This is a genomic window from Leifsonia sp. AK011 (assembly GCF_013410945.1).
In the GTDB taxonomy this organism is placed as follows: Bacteria; Actinomycetota; Actinomycetes; order Actinomycetales; family Microbacteriaceae; genus Rhodoglobus.
Window position 1 is genome coordinate 2353060 of record NZ_JACCCH010000001.1, and the last position, 17221, is coordinate 2370280.

The 17221-nt window shown below is 66.4% G+C and carries 18 protein-coding genes; 8 read left to right on the forward strand and 10 right to left on the reverse strand.

Features of this window, described 5'->3' with window-relative positions; all coding sequences use genetic code 11:
• Positions 1-50: 50 nt before the first annotated feature.
• Together HDC94_RS11505 and HDC94_RS11510 are read right to left on the reverse strand one after the other, a co-directional pair.
• Positions 51-1790 (reverse strand): alkaline phosphatase family protein, encoded by a 1740-nt coding sequence (locus tag HDC94_RS11505; protein WP_308495709.1) that lies wholly within the window; start codon positions 1788-1790, stop codon positions 51-53.
• 24 nt (positions 1791-1814) lie between these two features.
• Entirely contained in the window at positions 1815-3263 is a 1449-nt protein-coding gene (locus tag HDC94_RS11510; RefSeq protein WP_179497682.1) for a sugar porter family MFS transporter, read from the reverse strand.
• Between the two features lie 126 nt (positions 3264-3389).
• On the opposite strand from HDC94_RS11510, the gene HDC94_RS11515 reads away from it, so the two are divergent.
• The gene (locus HDC94_RS11515; RefSeq protein ID WP_179497684.1) at positions 3390-4151 is read left to right on the forward strand and encodes an NAD(P)H-binding protein; all 762 of its coding nucleotides are present in this window, start codon (positions 3390-3392) and stop codon (positions 4149-4151) included.
• Positions 4152-4156: 5 nt separating this feature from the next.
• Here HDC94_RS11515 and HDC94_RS11520 read toward each other — a convergent pair whose 3' ends face one another.
• The 3 genes from HDC94_RS11520 to HDC94_RS11530 are packed head-to-tail and all read right to left on the reverse strand — an operon-like array spanning position 4157 to position 7366.
• Entirely contained in the window at positions 4157-5623 is a 1467-nt protein-coding gene (locus HDC94_RS11520) for a methyltransferase (protein WP_308495710.1), read from the reverse strand.
• 39 nt (positions 5624-5662) lie between these two features.
• On the reverse strand, positions 5663-6046 hold the full coding sequence (locus tag HDC94_RS11525; RefSeq protein ID WP_179497688.1) for a VOC family protein: 384 nt from the start codon (positions 6044-6046) through the stop codon (positions 5663-5665).
• A 9-nt stretch (positions 6047-6055) separates the two neighbouring features.
• Entirely contained in the window at positions 6056-7366 is a 1311-nt protein-coding gene (locus tag HDC94_RS11530; protein ID WP_308495711.1) for an MFS transporter, read from the reverse strand.
• A 72-nt stretch (positions 7367-7438) separates the two neighbouring features.
• Here HDC94_RS11530 and HDC94_RS11535 point away from each other — a divergent pair, with 72 nt between their 5' ends.
• Together HDC94_RS11535 and HDC94_RS11540 are read left to right on the forward strand one after the other, a co-directional pair.
• Complete coding sequence (locus tag HDC94_RS11535; protein WP_179497692.1) at positions 7439-8086, forward strand: TetR/AcrR family transcriptional regulator; 648 nt, start codon at positions 7439-7441, stop codon at positions 8084-8086.
• Positions 8087-8126: 40 nt separating this feature from the next.
• Positions 8127-8621 (forward strand): FBP domain-containing protein, encoded by a 495-nt coding sequence (locus HDC94_RS11540; RefSeq protein WP_179497694.1) that lies wholly within the window; start codon positions 8127-8129, stop codon positions 8619-8621.
• Here HDC94_RS11540 and HDC94_RS11545 read toward each other — a convergent pair.
• Positions 8605-9078, reverse strand: a complete 474-nt coding sequence (locus HDC94_RS11545) for an SRPBCC family protein (RefSeq protein WP_218870563.1) — start codon at positions 9076-9078, stop codon at positions 8605-8607. The genes HDC94_RS11540 and HDC94_RS11545 overlap by 17 nt on opposite strands.
• A 120-nt stretch (positions 9079-9198) precedes the next feature.
• Between HDC94_RS11545 and HDC94_RS11550 the strand changes: the two genes are divergently transcribed.
• From HDC94_RS11550 to HDC94_RS11560, 3 genes are read left to right on the forward strand one after another with little or no spacing between them, the layout of a single operon-like run.
• On the forward strand, positions 9199-9540 hold the full coding sequence (locus HDC94_RS11550; protein ID WP_179497698.1) for a helix-turn-helix transcriptional regulator: 342 nt from the start codon (positions 9199-9201) through the stop codon (positions 9538-9540).
• Entirely contained in the window at positions 9533-10000 is a 468-nt protein-coding gene (locus HDC94_RS11555) for an SRPBCC domain-containing protein (RefSeq protein WP_179497700.1), read from the forward strand. Before HDC94_RS11550 ends, HDC94_RS11555 begins: the two co-directional genes overlap by 8 nt.
• Positions 9997-10788, forward strand: a complete 792-nt coding sequence (locus HDC94_RS11560; protein ID WP_179497702.1) for an alpha/beta fold hydrolase — start codon at positions 9997-9999, stop codon at positions 10786-10788. The genes HDC94_RS11555 and HDC94_RS11560 overlap by 4 nt, the downstream gene beginning before the upstream one ends.
• Here HDC94_RS11560 and HDC94_RS11565 read toward each other — a convergent pair.
• From HDC94_RS11565 to HDC94_RS11575, 3 genes are all read right to left on the reverse strand, one after another.
• The gene (locus tag HDC94_RS11565) at positions 10785-11522 is read right to left on the reverse strand and encodes a YidC/Oxa1 family membrane protein insertase (protein WP_179497704.1); all 738 of its coding nucleotides are present in this window, start codon (positions 11520-11522) and stop codon (positions 10785-10787) included. The two genes, HDC94_RS11560 and HDC94_RS11565, sit on opposite strands and share 4 nt — an antisense overlap.
• Before the next feature lie 82 nt (positions 11523-11604).
• Positions 11605-11895, reverse strand: coding sequence for a DUF6412 domain-containing protein (locus HDC94_RS11570; RefSeq protein WP_179497706.1), 291 nt, complete (start codon positions 11893-11895; stop codon positions 11605-11607).
• Between the two features lie 9 nt (positions 11896-11904).
• On the reverse strand, positions 11905-13269 hold the full coding sequence (locus HDC94_RS11575) for a glucose-6-phosphate dehydrogenase (RefSeq protein ID WP_179497708.1): 1365 nt from the start codon (positions 13267-13269) through the stop codon (positions 11905-11907).
• 83 nt (positions 13270-13352) lie between these two features.
• Between HDC94_RS11575 and HDC94_RS11580 the strand changes: the two genes are divergently transcribed.
• Both HDC94_RS11580 and HDC94_RS11585 read left to right on the forward strand, forming a co-directional pair.
• A complete protein-coding gene (locus HDC94_RS11580; protein WP_179497710.1) occupies positions 13353-13793 on the forward strand; it encodes a hypothetical protein in 441 nt (146 codons plus the stop codon).
• A gap of 20 nt (positions 13794-13813) precedes the next feature.
• Positions 13814-16114: an excinuclease ABC subunit UvrA gene (locus tag HDC94_RS11585; protein ID WP_179497712.1), complete on the forward strand. Its 2301-nt coding sequence runs from the start codon at positions 13814-13816 to the stop codon at positions 16112-16114.
• On the opposite strand, the gene HDC94_RS11590 is transcribed toward HDC94_RS11585, so the two are convergent.
• Entirely contained in the window at positions 16111-17199 is a 1089-nt protein-coding gene (locus tag HDC94_RS11590; RefSeq protein WP_179497713.1) for a YihY/virulence factor BrkB family protein, read from the reverse strand. The genes HDC94_RS11585 and HDC94_RS11590 overlap by 4 nt on opposite strands.
• Between the last annotated feature and the right edge of the window lie 22 nt (positions 17200-17221).

Genomic DNA, 17221 nt, shown 5'->3' on the forward strand with positions numbered 1-17221 from the left:
TTGATAAATGGTGAGAGAAGCGTGGATGCTCGGCGACCGTCAGCTGGGCGTTAATCCCGCAGACCGAAGAGGTCCGTTCCGTGCTTGACCAGCACGTCGTAGGCGTCGCCGTAGGTCTCCGGAATCGGCTGATCCGGGTCGAACTTCGCCAGGAGAAGGCCGAGGAGACCCTTTGCGGGACTCGAGAGCGGACGGTGCTTGTGCTTCTCGTCCGGCTTGGGCACATCCTCGGGGTTCGGCGGAGTGAACTGTGGATGGGTCACGGGCCAATCCCAGGGCTGCCGCGGAGTGGTGAGGTTGACGGCGTTGAACAGGTTGTTGGCCGTGACGTCGCGCCGTGTGAGAGGGCTGAGCCCGTGGAGGCGGTTGAGGGTTGCGATGAGCGACCCATGGTGCATCTCATCGTGGATGACCGAGCCAGCGGCCGTGTAGGCACTCACGAGGATTGCCGGGACGCGGCATCCGAGGCGGTTGAAACGGAAGCCCATCTCACCCTCCGGCGCTTCGGGCATGGGGGGAACCGCCGTGGGCGGCGACACGTGGTCGTAGGTACCCCCGTGCTCATCGAAGGTGATGAGGAAAGCGGTGTTGAGGGCATTCGACCCTGTGTCGGACTTGGCCGCCCGCAGCGCCGAGTACACCGAGTGGAGCAGGGCTTCACCGGCGCGCACATCGGAGAGGGCACCGTCGTAGAACTCGTGACCCTCGTACTCACTCTCCCTGAGGGTGCCAACGGGTGGATGCATGTCGTTGTGGTTGAACACCATGCGCGGCTCGATGAAGGCATAGTCGGGCAGGTTGCCGTGTTCGACATCGTGGAAGAACTGGGTCATATCGCGGAAGTTGGTCTTCCAGTACTTCTCCAGGACGGGAGCGTGCAGCACCCCCGTGAAGGGCACGATCTGGCTCGCGTCGTAGTAGACACGCCACGTCAGTCCGGCATCCTCCAGCCGGTTGAAGATGGTCGGGGCCGCGGGAGCATCGATCCACTTGTCGTAGCCGCCGTGGTCCTTGTTCGATACGAAACCGTGCGACGTGGAGGCGTGGAAGAACGACCGGTTGGGGAACGTCGAGGACGGCACCCCGCAGAACCAGGCGTCGTACACACCGAAACCCTTGGCGATCGTGGAGAAGACCGGCAGCATCTCGGGAGTGAAACCACCCATCGCGACGCTGTAGTCCTCGGCCGTGGGCTTCTCGCCGTGCTTGGTCTCCTCGAAATTGACGATGTAATCCTTGACGAAACCCGACATGTCGGCATCATCACCCGGCTTCGGCGAGTTGTACGGTGCCTCGATCGAGTTCTCGTAGAGCTTGCCATTCGACTCGGGATCGATGATGCCGAACAGCTGGGTGTTAACGTGCGGAAAGCTCTCGCCGGGATCGGGCTGGGGGCTCCGCATGATCTCATCGGTGCTGCCCGCGTAGGGCTGTGCGGGGACCGCCTGGCCGTCGGGGCCCTCGTTGGAGTAGGAGCCCTGATTCAGCCCGTCGAAGCTCGTGCCTCCGGGAAGCTCATCGTTCGTGTAGAGGAAGCCGAGCACGTTGTCGAACGACCTGTTCTCGAACATGATCGTGACCACGTGGTCGAAGCCCGGCTCGCTGCGGGGAGCCAGAGGGTCGAACCCGGGTGCCGGGCTCGCTGCGTTGATGGCCGCAGTGACTCCGGCAGTCGCCGCCGCGCCGGCTGCGAATCCCCCAACGCCGACGGCGGCAGTCTTCAGGAACGCCCGCCGGGAGGCTCCCGTCGCGGCTTCAGTCGAGTCAGGTTCATCGGAGTTCGGCACCACGGGTTCACTGTAATCGGGCGCGAGTTACGCCCGTGCTCCGACACCCGGCTCCGCACCACGTGCACGCCGGTCGAGGAGAGTGTCGGCATCCTCGAGGCTCGTTCCCTTGGTCTCGGGGATGACCGCGAAGACGAACCAGAACGAGAGGGCCGCGAAGATCGCGTAGAGCCCGTAGGTGAGCGGAAGGGAGAACGCCGAGAGGGGCGGGAAGGTCACCGTCACAACGAAGTTCGCGATCCACTGGGCTCCGGCGGCAACACCGAGCGCCTTTGCCCGGATCGAGTTCGGGAAGATCTCACCCAGGAGCACCCACACAAGCGGGCCCCACGAGACCCCGAACGCGATCACGAAGATGTTCGCGGCCACGAGAGCGATGGGTCCCCAGGCGCCCTCGAGGTCCGGGCCGGAACTCGTCATTGTGGCCTGGCTGAACGCAAGCGCCATGACGCCCAAGGAGATGGCCATGCCGAGCGACCCGGTCAGGAGGATCGGGCGGCGTCCCACCCTGTCGACGAGGGCGATGGCGACGAGGGTGACGGCGATGTTCACCAGGCCCGTCACCACGGAGATTGCAAAGGATGACGACTCGGGGAAGCCCACGGACGACCAGAGCTCCGTCGAGTAGTAGAAGATCACGTTGATGCCGACGAACTGCTGGAACACCGAGAGGATGATGCCGATCCAGACGATGGGCTTGAGGCCGAGGGTCGGTCCCGCGAGAGTGCCGGTGCGGCGGGCTTCGGCATCGACGGCGATCGACTTGCGGATGTCGCCGAGCGCGACATCCGCGTCTTGCCCCGGCCAGTACTTCTCGAACACGGTCCGAGCTTTCTCATCACGACCCTTGAGGACGAGATAACGGGGCGACTCGGGAAGGCGAAGGGCGATGAGGCCATAGATCAGGCCCGGGACGACGCCGACGAGGAACATCCATCGCCACGCCTCGAGCCCGCCGATCGTGGCGGTCGCGCTGCCCGCTGCATTCGCGAAGAGGGCGTCGGAGAGCAGCGCGGCGAAGATACCGATCGTGATGGCCAGCTGCTGGAGGGAACCGAGGCGACCGCGCATGCCCGCAGGAGAGATCTCGGCGATGTAGGCCGGCGCGATCACGGAGGCTATGCCAATGCCGAGACCGCCGATCACTCGCCAGATGATGAGATCGACGACGCCCGCGGCAAGGCCGGCACCGATGGCGCTCGCGATGAACAGCACGGAGCCGATGAGCATCACGGGCACGCGACCGAGGCGGTCGGCGAGGCGGCCGGCGACCACGGCACCAACGGCGCAGCCGAGAAGCGCCACGGCGACCGCGAAGCCGGTCAACGCCTCGCCGAGCGAGAAGTCGGTGCGGATGGCGTCAACGGCACCGTTGACGACGGACGAATCGAACCCGAAGAGGAAGCCGCCGACAGCACCGGCAACGGCAAGACCAATGACCTTCGAGTGAGTGGGAGAAGTCGTGGAAGCGTTCACGGACTCAGTGTGGCAGCGGGCGAGGCCGGGAGCTATCCTCGAAACACATGAATTCCACTCTGAGCTAGTCACGATTCTGGGGTCGATCCCCAGCACCGTGACGTCAGTTACTTTCAGAGGAGAACCATGTCCAGATTTCTCATCACCGGCGCGTCCGGACGCCTCGGCGCCAGCGCCCTTCACCACCTCGTCAGGCGTGTCGATCCCGGCAGCGTGACGGCACTTGTTCGCTCTCAGGCCGACGCGACAGCTCTCGCCGGGCTCGGCGTCGAGTGCCGATTCGGCGACTATGACGATCCAGCGTCGCTGGAGCGGGTGTTCGTCGACGTCGAGCGGGTGCTCTTCATCTCAAGCCCCGTGCTCGATCCGGAGACGCGTCTGCGTCAGCACCGCGCCGTCATCCACGCCTCCTCCGATGTCGAGCACGTTGTCTATACGAGCGCGCGAGGGGCTGAGTACGACCCAGCGCACCGCTTCACCGAGGCCGCCCTCGGCGAACGGGGTGCCGTGATCCTGCGCAACTCGCTCTACACCGAACCCTTCGTACAGGACGCGCTGCTCCGCGGTCTCGTTGCGGATGCCTCGGCCGGGGCCGCTGTGGCGACTGCATCGATTCACGATCTCGGGGCCGCCGCAGCTCGCGCGCTCGTCGAACCGCTCGGCAAGCGACTGTGGGAGCTGCGCGGACCGTCGTGGACGTTCGAAGAACTCTCTGCGACCCTCCGCGTGCCTCGCGACGAGGTTGACGCCGAGGGCACCGGCCAGTTCGCACCACTGGTTCCGCTGATCCGGTCCGGGGCCCTCGCCGACTCGAGTGACGATCTCGAGGAGATTCTCGGTCGAACGCCCGAGGACATCAGGGCGGTCGCGTCGCGGCTTGCTCCCTGAGTGGTTCAGGTCCGGAGAAATCCGGTCAGTACCAGCTCGTGAATCTCGGGGAGGATCTCTGCACGGAGGTCCTCCCCGTCGACATCGAGGAGTTGCGCCACCGCAGCGCAGATCACGCCCAGCGGAAGGTCGCCGTCGCACGCCCCGACCACGGCGGCGAGGGCCGTACCGATCGGGATGCTCCGGGCGAATCCGGACCCCTGCCGCAACAGCATCACGGTGGGATCGTCGGCCCCTGGCCAGTAGTGGCGCTCCTCCGTGACATCCGGTGCCAGCGTGAGGGTGGCACCCTCGAGGTCGGAGGAACCGAGCCAGTCGTGGGCATCGAAGACCTGTCGGATGTGTTGCCCCAACGATCCGCCCAGCGGGTGGCCGTAGTGCTCAACCCGTCGGAGAAGGGGCCCGGGCCCGCGACGGAACGAGAGATAGCCGAAACCGACGCGCTCGACGCCACGCGAGGAGAAGTCGTCCAACCACGCGGAGTACAGCCTGTCGAAGGCGGGCCCCGGCCGCGTTCCGCCGTCACGGATCCACGTCTCGGCGTACTCCTCGACCGATTGCACCTCACGCTCGACAACCCACGCGTCAAGACCGGTGTGCTCCGCCCACTCCCCCACCCTGTCAAGACCCGAGCGCTCCGAGTACTCCCAGTTGCCGAGCAACTGTGCGAAGCCCCCCGGTTCGAGGTGCTCCGCGAGGTCCTCGACGACCTTCGCGACGAGCGCGTCGCCGACCATTCCGCCGTCCCGGTACTCGTAGGAGGGCACTCCCTCGACCCTGGGCGTGATCACGAATGGCGGGTTCGACACGATGTGACCGAACCGCTCGCCCGCAACGGGCTCGAAGAGGCTGCCGAGCCGGAACTCGATCGAGTCGACACCATTGAGGGCCGCGTTGAAACGGGCGAGATCGAGCGCGCGCTGCGAGATGTCCGTCGCGATCACCCGGCGGGCGTGGCGCGCGAGATGGAGTGCCTGGATGCCACAGCCGGTGCCGAGATCGAGTGCGAGCTCGACGGGCGCATCGATCATGATCCCGCTCAGTGTCGTGGATGCCCCGCCCACCCCGAGCACGTGATTCTCCGGTATCGCGTGGCCAAGAGCCAACTCACCGAGGTCGGACGCGATCCACCAGCTGGCGACGCCCTGGGAGTCCACGACGCTGTAGGGCCGGAGGTCAAGTTGGGGGGCGCCGTGCTCGTCGACGAGTCCCAGGGCGATGGCGCCCGGCATCCCGAGTCTGGGGAGGGCACCGTCGAGGGTGCGGGGCTCCGTCGGCAGCCCGAGCACGAAGACTCTCGCGAGGACCGCGAGGGGCGCGGTCGAGTCGGCGAGCGCTCGGAGTGCGGGCACACGCTGTCCGCGGTGCAACGCATCGGCGGCATCCTGCCCCCAGAGTTCGGCAAGTCCGTCGACGGTGAAACCCGCCTCGGCAAGGTCGGCGGCCAGGAGGTCGATCAGAGCGCGGTCCACCGCTCCAGTGTCTCGCAACGTGACGGTGCAGACTGCCGGTCAGGTGCTGAGGACGCTCAGGATGTTGCCCGCGGGATCGGTGAACCAGGCGATGTCGGGGCCCATGCCAGCCGCCTTGCCCCTCGAGATGCCCTTCCCGTCCTGCTCGATCCCCTCGTAGCGCTCGATCGCGACACCGCGTGCCGAGAGGCCGTCCACGGTGGCGTCGATGTCATCGACGGGGAAGTTCAGCACCGTGAACGTCGCCGGCTGGTGGTTCGGCTTGGGGTAGATGATCACGCGACCGCCGTGGAGGAACTGGAACTCCAGCATCCCCATCGGATTGTCGACCGGATCGAGCCCCAGAACGTCGACGTAGAAGCCGCGCGCGGCCTCGAGGTCGTCCACGGAGAAACCGCTGAAGGCGGGCGATGCTGACAACATGACTGCTCCTTAGGTGGTGGATGCCACGGCATCCGTGTGATCGAGCGGATTCGCGATCTCGTCCTGTGGCATCCGCGCGATGAGTATCACGGCAACGGCGAGGAGCACAGGGAAGATCCCGGCGATGACGAAGGTGATGGGAATGCCGAACGCCACCCCGATGGGCCCTGCGAGCGCCATAGACACGGGCATGAGGGCGAGCGAGACGAAGAAGTCGAGGCTCGACACGCGGCCGAGGAGGGACTTGGGCACCCTGCGCTGCAGGAGCGTTCCCCAGATCACGCTGCCCACGGAGAACAGGAACTCGGTGATGAAGACCGCCACCGCCATGACCCACAGCTGGGTCGTGAAGCCGATCACGATCAACGGTATGCACGCGAGCCCCCATGAGACGTTCATGACGGTCAGGTAGCGGCGGGGCAGGCGAACGGATGCCGTCACGAACGAGCCGAGCGCGCCACCGAGGCCGAACGCCGCGAGCACGATGGCGAACGCCCCGGCCCCGCCACCGAAGAGAGCCTGGACCTCGTCGGGAACCTGGTCCTTCACAGCGAACGGAAGGAGCACCTCGATGGGGCCGACGACGACGAGCACGAAGACGCAGGCGAAGAGAAGAGTGCCGAGGAGCCACGGCGTGCGGAACATGTACCCGAAGCCCTCTCCCACATCGCGGAGCAGCGAGGCCACTCCCGCACCCACCTCGCCCTCGAGTGCGCGGTGCGTGGGAGTGGTTCTGAGCGAGAGCAGCGAGACGGCGGCGAGACCCTGCGCGATCGCCATGATGACGAAGGCAGCTGCCGGGGACCACGCCGCGATGGCGATGCTCGCCACCAGTGGTCCAAGGGCCTGCATCGTGGCAGGGCGGAGGATGCCCTCGAGGCCGTTCGCCGCGAGCAGCTGGTCGGGAGGGAGGATGCCCGGCAGGAGCGCCGTGTAGGCGGGGAAGAAGAAGCCTTCCGCCAGCCCGAGGATCACGGCGGCGATCACGAGCTGCCAGATCGCCAGGACACCCGAGAACGCCAGGAATGCGACCGCGGAGGCGACGATGACCTTGGTCACCTCGACCGCGAGGAGGATGTACTTCTGCGGGATGCGGTCTGCGGCGACGCCCCCGAACAGGACGGCGGCGAGAAGCCCGATGGCATTCCCCGTGGCCACGACGGACAAGTCGATGGGTGACCCGCCGAGTCCGATCACCTGCCAGACGAAGGCGACGAGCCACACGCCCGATCCGAACAGGGACAGCGTGAGGGCGGTGGCCAGGATGCGGTACTGCGCAAAAACGAAGGGCCTGATGGCCCGTGGCATCCGTTCGCTCACGTGTCGGTCCTTGCTAGATGTAGACGGTGTCCACACTGCCATAGGATGGAGGACACGTCCACAGGGAGTCGCATGACCGTTCCACAAGCGTTTCCGAACCGCGAGCGTTACCACCACGGTGACCTGAGGCAGGCGCTCGTGTCTGCTGGCATCGAGTTGGCGCGCGTCGGAGGACCGGACGCCGTGGTACTGCGGGAGGCCACGCGGCGAGTGGGGGTCTCCCCCAACGCCGCCTACCGGCACTTCGCCGATCGGGAGGCGCTCCTCGCGGCGGTCTGCGACGCGGCCCAGGCGGCGCTCGCCGAGAAGATCGACGAGGAGTTCACGCTCGTTCCGGACTCCGACGCCATCTCGGTCGCGCGCGGACACCTGAGGGCGGTCGGCACGGCCTACGTGCGGTTCGCGCTCGACGAGCCCGGCCTGTTCAGAACCGCCTTCTTCGTGCCGGCCGACCTCGAGGGCGCGGCGCGTCCCACTCGTGCGGGACCCAGCGGACGAACCCCGTTCGAGCTCCTCGGGGACTCGCTCGACGAGCTTGTCGCAGCAGGGGTCATGCCAGAGGCCAGCCGCCCCCAGGCCGAGTTCCTCGCGTGGTCGTCGGTGCACGGGCTCGCGATGCTGCTCATCGATGGACCGCTGCGCGCCCTGCCGAGAGAACACGCAGAGGGCGTCATCCAGCGGGTCATCGACATGGCGGAGTCGGGATTGACGACGCTGTAGCCTCGCCCGCCTCACTCGGGGCCGAAGCTACGCTGGAGGGATGAAGCCCCTCAACTCTGACCAGATCCGGGCCAGCTTCGTGAATGCGAGCCATGGCGAGTCTGAGCGCATCCCCCTCCCCGGGCTGCACGAGGTCATCTGGGAGGATCGCGAGTACCTCGGCTGGCGGGACCCGCAGGCCCAGCAGCGCGGCTACGTCGTGTTCTGGAAGGGTGACGAGGCTGTCGGGCTCGTGCTGCGCGCTGGCGAGCGCGCGCTGAGGTCGGGCATCCCGGCCATGTGCTCGCTGTGTCGCATCACCCAGCCGAGCGACCAGGTCACGCTGTTCTCGGCACCCAAGGCGGGCCAGGCCGGCAGGGACGGCAATACCGTGGGCACCTACATCTGCGCCGACCTGTCGTGCTCGCACCTGATCCGCATCCTGCCCCCGGCCTCCGACATGCAGCCCTCGCCCGCCGAGATGCTGGCGAGCCGGGCCGAGGGCCTTCTGGCGCGCATCGATGCGTTCAGCTCCGACGTCATGAGGTCCGCGTAGCGCTGGCCGTTCCTTCTGCGATGCGAGCAAGCACGCGCTTCATGTACGGCGCCCACGCGGCCCTCACGATGAGGGCGACGATCCACCGTCGACCGAGCCTGGGGTGGAACGCGTAGGTCCACCGGATGCTCGTGCCCTCCGCGATGCGCTCAAAGCTCCACTCCGCGCGCGCTCCGGACACGAGCCCGCCGAAGAGTTTCTGGAAGTCGCGGAGGTCGTACGCGAAGAACGTTGGGGACCTGACATCCGTGAGGCGTTCGATCACGAAGCCGCCGTCCGAGAGTTCGAGCGTGCGCTCGTGGCCGGGGGTTCCCCAGTCGCCCGACTGGTCACGCACACCCACAACGGCGGGTAGTGGACCGTACGACGGGTAGTAGCCGACGGGATCGAGCCCCGCCTGGAACTGCCACGCCACGATCGGATGGCACGCCACGTCGCGTCGCACGGTGGAGGACACTGGCCTCACGTTTCGAGTCATGACAGGTATTCGGAGCCCGTTCCCGGTCGGACTGAACTTGACAGTGCAGCAGGGCGCGTTACTCTATAACTCACTTGTTTCATAACTGATTGGTTATAGATGGACCAGCTCTCCTCGGTCTTCGCCGCACTCGCGGATCCGACCCGCCGCGCGCTGCTCCAGCGGCTCTCGGAGGGTGACGCGAGCGTGTCGGAGCTGGCCGAGCCGTTCGCCGTGAGTCAGCCCGCGATATCGCGACACCTCAAGGTTCTCGAGACCGCAGGGCTCATCTCGCGGAGCCGTGTCGCAACGGCCCGCTACAGCCATCTCGAGGCAGCACCTCTCAAGGAGGCGACCGAGTACATGGATCGGTACAAACGCTTCTGGAACAGGACTTTCGACCGCCTGGACGAGGCACTCGCTCACTATCAGGCAACGACCAAGGAGACACCCGATGAGTGACCGCGTGATGCCAGAAGCCACCGAACGAGACGTGTACATCACAAGGACGTTCCAGGCCCCCGTCGCGGTGGTGTGGAAGTTCTGGACCGATCCCGCACTTCTCGCCCGCTGGTTCGGACCGCACGCGGTCGGCGTAGACGAGGCGAGCGTGGTTGTCGAACCGGTACCGGGAGGGGCGTGGAGTCTCGACATGAAGGATGACGCGGGCGTCTACCCGCTGCGCACCACGATCGTCGAGATCGTCGAGCACGAGTACCTCGAGTGCATCATGAGCGCCCAGACGAGCGCCGGGGACATCGAGAACGTGATCCTGCGAGTACAGTTCCACGATCACGGGCAGACCACCCGCCTCACCATGCACCAGGGGCCGTTCGGCGAGGAGTTCCGCGAGCAGACTCGCGCGGGCTGGCTGGAATCGTTTGAGAAGATCGACGCGCTCATCGCGGGAGGAGAGAAATGACCGAGTTCACCACGTCCCAGGACGGCACGCGGATCGCCTACGAAAAGGTGGGCACCGGGCCGGCGCTCGTTCTCGTGGATGGCGCGATGTGCTACCGCGACTTCGGCCCGTGCCGCAGCCTCGCCGAGCACCTCGCAGGCGAGTTCACCGTGTACTTCTATGACCGCCGCGGCCGTGGCGAGAGCGGCGACACCGCGCCCTACGCCCCGGAACGCGAGTACGAGGATCTCGCCGCGATCATCGGAGCGGCGGGCGGCAACGCTTTCGTCGCGGGATTCTCCTCCGGCGGCGGGCTGGCGCTTCGCGCGGCCGCGCACGGCGTCACGATGCGTGCGCTCGCGAGCTACGAGGCTCCGTTCGTCGGCCAGGTCACCGTCAAGGGCAAGCCCGTCGACGCCCTCGCCGTGCTGAAGTCGAAGCTAGCCGCCGGCGAGCGAGGGGGCATGGTCAGCTTCTTCATGGTGGACATGGTGGGCGGCCCCTGGTTCCTGCCGCTCATGATGCGACTCATGCCGAAGGTCCATCGGCAGCTGCAGGCCGTCGCGCACACCCTGCCCTATGACACCGAGTTGATGAACGACTTCACGGTGCCGTCGAGCGAGCTGGCGGGCATCCGTGTCCCGACGCTCGTCATGGTGGGCGGCAAGGCGAAGCCGAACATGGTTGCGGCAGTGCGGGGCGTCGCGGATGCCGTGCCCGGGGCCGTGCACGAGGTGCTGCCGGGCCAGACGCACCAGGTCTCCAACGATGCGATCGCCCCGCACTTGCGCTCGTTCTTTGCGAGCTAGGCGAGAGCACGTCGCAGGAGCTGGCGTTCCACCAGCGTCCACGTGGTTGTCACCGCGAGGTAGATCGCGGCCGCGAGGGGCACGATGGCGGCGAACACGACCGTGAGGAACGGCAACCAGCTGAAGATGCCTGACAGCCGCTGCATCCCGGGTGGCGTGTCCACCGCCGACTCCCCCAGGTAGCTTGCCGTCGCACGCCGGGAGAACCACGCCACGACTCCGATGGCGAGGAGAAGCACGGCGTAGACGGCGATCTGTGCCGGGTCACCCCCGGTGCCGATCGCCGAGACGAGGGAGGTGCCGAGCGGCACCCCCAGGAACGTCTCCGCGAGCAGGGCGTTGGCATGGCCACCGATCGTGGTAAGAACGAACAGGCCGTAGAGCAGCGAGAGCACCGGTGCCTGGATGAGCAACGGGAGGATTCCCGCGAAGGGGCTGACTTTCTCGTTCGAGTAGAGCTCCATCGTCTTGCGCTGGAGCATCTCGGGCTGCTTGCCGTATCGCTTGCGCAGGCGTGCGATCTGCGGGGCGAGTCTGCGGCGTGCTATTTCTCCGCGCACGGTGGAGACGGATGCCGGAATAAGTGCTGTGCGGATGAGTACCGTGACAAGCACGATGGCGAGGCCAGCGGCTCCCGCTGGCACGAGGGGCTCGAGGGCGGCAATCAGCCAGGTGATGGCGCTGTGCGCTGCATCGAGGGCAGCGGCGATCGGGGGGAAGGCATAGAGGTTCACGGGATGTCCATATCGTCAGGGTCGGAAGGGGTCGTCGTCGACCACGCATCCGCCCGGACGGGAATCCCGTCGGGGAAGAAGGTTAGAGCGCGGCCGGAACGACCAGGCCCGGGGCCCTGGCTCGCGTGCGACCGGGGGTCGCGGGATGACTCGGCTCAGGCAGGTACGAATACGCCTCGCGATGGGCCCGCGAGCGGTGACCGACACGGATCTCACGGGATCCGGTGGCGACTGCGGCGAAACGCGCAGCCAGAAGGGCTGCGATCGCGAGTGCTGCACCAGCCACGACCATGGCCTGGGCATCCGGCGCCAGGACCATCGTGACGAGCACAACGCCGAACAGCACGAGCACGCGCTGCCAGACGGAGATCATGGGGCGAGCCTAATCGACTATCCACCCCGAAGGACCAGGGGTGCCCGCCGGGTAGGTCTCGAGGGGCACGACGTCCTTGCGCCACGCGGCGAGCACGGGCGTGACAATGCGCCAGCACTGCTCCGCGATGTCGCCACGTACGGAGATGATCGGGTCGCCCTCAAGAACCTGCGCGAGCACCTCACCGTAGGCGCTCAGCTCGGGGTCGCCGAGATCGGCGTGCAGGATCGAACTGTCGAGCGTGAAGGGATCGCCCGACCCGTTGATGACGAGATCGAGGTCGAGCGTCGCGGGCTTCAGCGAGACGCGCAGACGGCTCGGCCCGGGCACGCCGGTGAGGCCGTGCGGCAGATGCGGAACGTTCTTGAACGTCACGATGATGTCCTGGCGGTCGTCGGCGAGCGCCTTGCCCGAGCGCACGATGAACGGAACTCCCGCCCAGCGCCAGTTGTCGATCGCGAGAGTCACCTCTGCGAGCGTCTCCGTCTTACGGTGTGGATCGACGCCCTTCTCGTCCTCGTAGGCGGGAAGCCGCTTTCCATCGATCCGGCCTGCGCCGTAGCGGGCACGCCGGGAGGACGTGCCGTTCTTGTGCCACGGCCGGGTCGCGCGCAGCACCTGGGCCATCGCGCCACGGAGATCGTCCGCATCCATGCTTGCAGGGGGCTCCATCGCCGTGAGCGCCAGAACGAGCAGGAGGTGGCTCTGGATCATGTCCTCGAGGGCGCCGGCACTGTCGTAGTACCCGGCGCGATTCTCCAGGCCGAGGCGCTCGTCGACGATGATCTCCACCTTCTCGACGTTCTCGCTGGAGAAGAGGGGCTCGAAGATGCGATTGGCGAAGCGGAGACCGATCATGTTGAGCACGGTCGACTTGCCGAGGAAGTGGTCGACCCGGAAGATCTGCGTCTCCGGCACCATCGTCTCGAGCAGCCGGTTGAGGGACTGCGCCGAGCGCAGGTCCGTGCCGAAAGGCTTCTCGAGCACGAGCGCGATCCCGGCGGGCAGGCGAAGGGTCGAGAGAGCCTTGCAGACGAGCACCGTCACGGCAGGCGGGAGTGCGAAGTAGAGCGCAACGCGGCCGGTGGCGGAACCCAGGATGCTCGCCAGGTCGTCTGCGCTCGTGGCATCCGCCTTCACGTACCGACTCGCCTCTGCAACCCGACGACCGAGCGCGGACGGGTAGGCCTCGAACGCCGTCGTGATCTTGGTGCGCCAGGCCTCCGGGCTCACGTCGGCACGGTCCACGCCGACGATCGTGAGGCTCTCGGCCTGACTCGAGGCGAGGAAGGATGCAACGCCCGGCAGAAGCAGGCGGCCCGTGAGGTCTCCCCCGGCGCCGAGGATGATGAGGGTATCGATGCGTTGTCTCACGGGCCGAGGGTACCCCACGGTGCTCCGCGTGACCCCCGTACTGTCGCCAGCGGAGGGGTTGCACCACTGGCTACGATGAACGCATGCACTCGTGGGGGGACGCGATAGGCGAGGCCGCTCAGGCCGATCTCGATCGACTCCTCGACACGGCGATCCGGTTCGCGCAGGCAAGGCTGAACGAGGCACTCCTTTTCGAACCCGCCGCGCTCCTGATCTCCGAGGATGGGCGCGTGCTCGAGGTGGACCAGGACAGGTCTGCGCTCGGCAAGCACCCCGAGGCCCAGGATCTCGTGCGCACCGCCGTGCTGCACCTCCGGCAGGTCCGCGACCAGTCGAGATGCACGGCGCTCGTCATCAACACGCGCCTGCCCAGGGAGCGGACCGATGCCGTGGAGGTGCGGTTGGAGCATCGGGACGGTGCATCCGCCGCTGTGCTCATGCCGTACAAGAAGGCGACGTTCGGTGGGCACACCGAGTACGGCGACCTTCGCGCGTTCGTCGCCCGCCCGCTCGTCTGGGCCTGACGACCCCGCTCGATCGACTAATGTCAGCGGGATCTGCCAAAGTGGACACCGTGAACACTGAACCTGCCATTGCCGACAGTCATGACGTGATCCGCGTGCGCGGTGCTCGCGAGAACAATCTCCGCGACATCTCCGTGGACATCCCGAAGCGACGCCTCACCGTCTTCACCGGTGTGTCTGGATCCGGCAAGTCCTCACTCGTCTTCGGCACGATCGCCGCGGAATCCCAGCGACTGATCAACGAGACCTACTCGGCCTTCGTGCAGGGGTTCATGCCGAGCCTCGGCCGCCCGGACGTCGACACCCTCCAGAATCTCAGCGCTGCGATCATCGTCGACCAGGAACGCATGGGAGCCAACTCTCGGTCGACGGTGGGAACGGCGACCGACGTCAACGCGATGCTGCGCATCGTGTTCAGCCGACTCGGCGAGCCGCACATCGGCCCGTCGTTCTATTACGGCTTCAACGCGCCGGAGGGCATGTGCCCGCGATGCGAGGGGCTGGGGCATGTGACCGACCTCGATCTGGACGAGCTCTTCGACCGCACGAAGTCGTTGCTCGATGGTGCCATCACCATCCCCGGCTACAGCGCGGACGGGTGGATGGTACGCACCTTCGCCGAATCCGGCTTCGTGCCCGGCGACGTGCCGATCCAGGACTTCACCGAGCAGCAGCTCCAGGACTTCCTCTACAAGGAGCCGGTGAAGGTCTCGGTCAACGGCATGAACCTCACCTACGAGGGTCTCGTGCCCAAGGTGCAGAAGAGCATCCTGTCCAAGGACAAGGATGCCGTGCAGCCACACGTACGGGCCTTCATCGACCGGGCGGTGGCCTTCATGCCGTGCCCGGAGTGTGACGGAACGCGCCTCAACGAGGCCGCCCGCTCGTCGAAGATCGATGGCCAGAGCATCGCGGACTGCTCGCGCATGCAGATCAGCGACCTCGCGGAGTTCATGCGCCGCATCTCCGATCCGCAGGTCGCCCCGCTCGTGGCACCCCTTCAGCAGACGCTGGATTCGCTCGTGGAGATCGGTCTCGGCTACCTGAGCCTCGACCGCACCTCGGGGTCACTGTCAGGTGGTGAGGCACAACGCGTGAAGATGGTGCGCCACCTCGGGTCGTCCCTCACCGATGTCAGCTACATCTTTGATGAACCGACGATCGGTCTGCATCCCCACGACATCCAGCGTATGAACAACCTGCTCACACGCCTGCGCGACAAGGGCAATACGGTGCTCGTGGTCGAGCACAAGCCCGAGACCATCGCGATCGCAGACCACGTGATCGACCTGGGCCCGCGCGCAGGGGTCAACGGTGGGCAGATCCAGTTCGAGGGCACCGTGGACGACCTCCGTAAGAGCGACACCCTGACCGGCCGCCACCTCGATGATCGTGTTGCCCTTCGTGACGAGGTCCGCACACGCACGGGGGTTCTCGAGATACGCGGTGCCACTCGCCACAACCTGAAGAACGTGGACGTGGACATCCCCCTCGGAGTGCTGACCGTCGTGACGGGTGTTGCCGGCAGCGGCAAGAGCTCGCTCATCCACGGGTCTATCCCGCGCGGCGAGAACGTTGTCACCGTCGACCAGACCGCGATCCGCGGGTCACGCCGCAGCAACCCTGCCACGTACACCGGGCTGCTCGATCCGATCCGCACGGCCTTCGCGAAGGCCAACGGCGTGAAGCCCGCGCTCTTCAGTGCTAACTCCGAGGGGGCCTGCCCGAACTGCAACGGCAACGGCGTGATCTACACCGACCTCGCGATGATGGCGGGCGTTGCGACGGTGTGCGAGCTGTGCGAGGGCAAGAGGTTCCAGGCCGCGGTGCTCGAGTACACGCTCGACGGCAAGAACATCGCCGAAGTGCTCGGGATGTCGGTAGCCGAAGCCCACGATTTCTTCGGTTCCGGCCCGGCACACGCCATCCTCTCCCGGATGGTCGACGTCGGCCTCGGCTACCTCGGCCTGGGCCAGCCGCTCACAACCCTCTCGGGCGGGGAACGCCAACGCCTCAAGCTCGCCATCCACATGGCGGACAAGGGTGGAATCTACGTGCTCGACGAACCAACGACGGGCCTTCACCTCGCCGACGTCGAGCACATGCTCGGGCTCTTCGACCGACTGGTCGACTCCGGCAAGACGGTGATCGTGATCGAGCACCACCAAGCGGTCATGGCCCATGCCGATTGGATCATCGACATCGGCCCTGGAGCCGGTCAGGACGGCGGGACCGTCGTGTTCGAGGGAACTCCGCGCGACCTGGTCGCGGACGCATCCACCCTCACAGGTCAGCACCTCAAGGAGTACGTGGGGGTCTAGGGAGCATCGCTTTTCACTTTCTCGAGTTCCGCTTGCGCGCGCTTTAGTCGGGATGTCGCCGAGAATCGCAAAACCCACGACGAACTCTCCAGGTCGCTGCGCGCCTCACGCACCCGAACCTCGGCAGCGAGCAGCAGGGCCGCACGCTCCTCTTCCTCCCGTCGACGCTGTGCTTCCTCGCTCGAGATATGCACGAGCGATTCCTCGCGGTCCCTGGCACCGACCGCGATCCAGGATGCGGCGGTGAGAGTAATGATGCTCGAGATCCGGAAGAACAGCAGCAGACCGATGAAGACCGCGAACGTAGCCAGCAGAGGGTTGCGCGTCGCTCCCCCGGCAAGCAGTGAGCTGCCGATCTGGAGGAGGAGCATCGCGAAGCCGCCCAGCGCAGAACCACCCGCCAGCCGACGCCATTGGATGGCCGCGCGCGACAGGAACCGAAACAGGGCCGCCAGTACGACAGTGTTGATCACGAAGATCAACACGAAACCGGATCCCTGCGCCAGGAATGTGTAGCCGGGGCCCGCAGTGCTGAGACCGATCTGCTCGAAAGTCCAGTCGAGCGCCGCCGTGGTGAGAACGGAGAGGCCGGCGGCGATCACGAGCAGCGCACCGAAGATGAGCGCGACGAGCAGGTCGCGGGCCTTCATCAGAAAGAAGTTGCGACGGTCCTTCTCGAGCCCGAAGACAGCACGCACCGCCATCCGCGAGAACGTGACCCAGCCGATGGCGGTCCAGATCAATCCCCCCAGCGCTATGACGCCCGTAGCGGTCAGGATGCCACGACTCGCGGTCGTCCCCGCGATGAGGTCGTCGACGTGGATGATGCCGGTCTCGTCGCCCACCAGGCCCGGAATCGCCGTTCCCACGATGTTGATGAGGGATTCCAGTGTGGTCGGGTCACCGGCAAGCCAGACACCCGCGATCGAGAAGCCGACGTAGGCGGCTGCAAACACGGCGAACAGCGCCTGGTAGCTCATGCCCGCGGCGAGGAGCATTCCGTTGCGGTCGAGCAGGTGCATCCACACCCGCACCGGGAAGAGGGCCTTCACCCACGCGATCAGTCTCGTCGTGTGTTGCTTCATGGCACCTACGTTGCAGTCTGGG

Excerpts from the sequence above, each read along its gene's own strand:
- HDC94_RS11515 (WP_179497684.1), top strand. The coding sequence starts at position 3,390 with ATGTCCAGATTTCTCATCACCGGCGCGTCCGGACGCCTCGGCGCCAGC.
- HDC94_RS11525 (WP_179497688.1), bottom strand. The coding sequence starts at position 6,046 with ATGTTGTCAGCATCGCCCGCCTTCAGCGGTTTCTCCGTGGACGACCTC.
- HDC94_RS11535 (WP_179497692.1), top strand. The coding sequence starts at position 7,439 with ATGACCGTTCCACAAGCGTTTCCGAACCGCGAGCGTTACCACCACGGT.
- HDC94_RS11540 (WP_179497694.1), top strand. The coding sequence starts at position 8,127 with ATGAAGCCCCTCAACTCTGACCAGATCCGGGCCAGCTTCGTGAATGCG.
- HDC94_RS11550 (WP_179497698.1), top strand. The coding sequence starts at position 9,199 with ATGGACCAGCTCTCCTCGGTCTTCGCCGCACTCGCGGATCCGACCCGC.
- HDC94_RS11555 (WP_179497700.1), top strand. The coding sequence starts at position 9,533 with ATGAGTGACCGCGTGATGCCAGAAGCCACCGAACGAGACGTGTACATC.
- HDC94_RS11560 (WP_179497702.1), top strand. The coding sequence starts at position 9,997 with ATGACCGAGTTCACCACGTCCCAGGACGGCACGCGGATCGCCTACGAA.
- HDC94_RS11570 (WP_179497706.1), bottom strand. The coding sequence starts at position 11,895 with ATGATCTCCGTCTGGCAGCGCGTGCTCGTGCTGTTCGGCGTTGTGCTC.
- HDC94_RS11580 (WP_179497710.1), top strand. The coding sequence starts at position 13,353 with ATGCACTCGTGGGGGGACGCGATAGGCGAGGCCGCTCAGGCCGATCTC.
- HDC94_RS11585 (WP_179497712.1), top strand. The coding sequence starts at position 13,814 with ATGTCAGCGGGATCTGCCAAAGTGGACACCGTGAACACTGAACCTGCC.
- HDC94_RS11590 (WP_179497713.1), bottom strand. The coding sequence starts at position 17,199 with ATGAAGCAACACACGACGAGACTGATCGCGTGGGTGAAGGCCCTCTTC.